This window comes from Psychrobacillus sp. (assembly GCF_056205495.1).
Genome location: NZ_JBAEAP010000511.1, coordinates 1 through 1,543, shown reverse-complemented (window position 1 = coordinate 1,543; position 1,543 = coordinate 1). Strand labels below are relative to the sequence as shown.

The window sequence follows — 1,543 nt, the reverse complement described above, 5'->3', positions numbered from 1 at the left end:
GATTTGAGAATTTTGTAAGACGGATATATTGTGTTCCTGCTAGAGTACCATCCGCTTGAACATATTTAACTGCCCCATCCTGACCTATAGACATACTTTGAGCATCAGTTGGTATCGTGATTGTCGCTCCTGTATCATCTAGTAAGTATCTACCATCAGCACTCACTATAGATCCTGCATTGTCCATGTAAAAGTTCCCAGCTCTAGTATAAAGAACATCGGTCCCATCTTCATTTGCTACATTAAAAAATCCATCTCCGGAAATTCCTAAATCTAATGTATTACCAGTAGATTGCAAAGAACCTCCTGTATGAATAGTATCTATCGCTGATAATTGAGAACCTAATCCAACTTGCTTAGGGTTAACTCCCCCTCTTGTATCTGTTGGAGCAGAAGCACCAGAAGTTGTTTGTGAGATCAAATCTTTAAAAACAGTACGACCTTTTTTAAATCCGTACGTATTTACGTTAGAGATGTTGTTACCTATTACGTCTAATTTTGTTTGAAAGTTTTTAAGTCCTGAGATACCTGAGTACATTGAGCGAATCATTGATGAATTTCTCCCTTCGATTTGTGTGCTAGCTTCAATCAGTCCACTGCACATAGCATCCTTTAAAGGTCCTGCTATCCTAGCACTATTGTGCCGTCTATATTGGTAAACAATTGATTGTTTGCTTCCTTGCGATCCATTGCAGTAATAACCGTGGCATTTTTTGCACTAACGATTAAGGCTGCTTGTTCCATCAATACTAATGAGTCCTTGACACCTTTGGAGCGCGCTTCTGATACTTTGTCACTTACAAGCTGCCACTGCGCATCTGAAATATGAATATTTCTTTCTAGTAATCGCTGATTGGCATGTTTGCTTACCTTTAATTCTGTTTTTACCGTGGCTTCATGTAAATGCTGTAAAAACGCCTGTTTGGGCGGTGTGACTTGCTTAGCGGTTATTGGTTGACGGATACCTGGCTGCATGGAGACACGGTTAATAATAACTTGGTCCATTGCAAGTCTCCGTTCTATTTATTATTGAATAGAATTAATTTTATCTGCTGTTATCGTTGTACCACCAGAAAGATTAAATACAATCGCACCATCTTTTTTAGAGACGGATTCAACAACACCTGTAGTTTGTCCAGCTTCAGCAGTATAACCAATAGTTTTTCCAATCATCATGCTTGCCTCTACTAAACTATTAGAGCTTGCATTGCTTGATAATACTTCTGAAATATTGCCTGGTGTGATTTTCTTTCCATCAGATAGAGTAAATTCTACACTACCATCTACGAATTTAACTCCAGCTATAGAGCCAGTTCCTTCATTCGTAATTGGCTTACCATCTTCATCTTTTTTATCTGTTAGCTCGTGCCATTTTACTTGCTTACCAACAAAATTGCTGTATTCAATCATTTGGGTTTGTTCTTGTGCCTGGGCAAACTTTTCAAAGGCATTCGTTAAGTTCGTCATTTGCTCTAAGGAAGAAAACTGTGCCATTTGAGCAATGAATTCGTTATCCTTCATTGGATTTGTAGGATCCTGATTT

The 1,543-nt window shown here is 38.4% G+C and carries 3 protein-coding genes; all 3 read right to left on the bottom strand.

Annotated features, from left to right (window positions below; genetic code table 11):
• On the bottom strand, positions 1–550 hold a 550-nt coding region (locus AC06OU_RS14605; RefSeq protein ID WP_475856745.1), incomplete at its 3' end, for a flagellar hook-basal body complex protein.
• Positions 551–624: 74 nt separating this feature from the next.
• Positions 625–1,005 (bottom strand): TIGR02530 family flagellar biosynthesis protein, encoded by a 381-nt coding sequence (locus AC06OU_RS14600; protein WP_475856744.1) that lies wholly within the window; start codon positions 1,003–1,005, stop codon positions 625–627.
• Between the two features lie 21 nt (positions 1,006–1,026).
• Positions 1,027–1,543, bottom strand: a 517-nt coding sequence (locus AC06OU_RS14595; protein ID WP_475856742.1) for a flagellar hook capping FlgD N-terminal domain-containing protein, incomplete at its 5' end; no start/stop codon positions are given.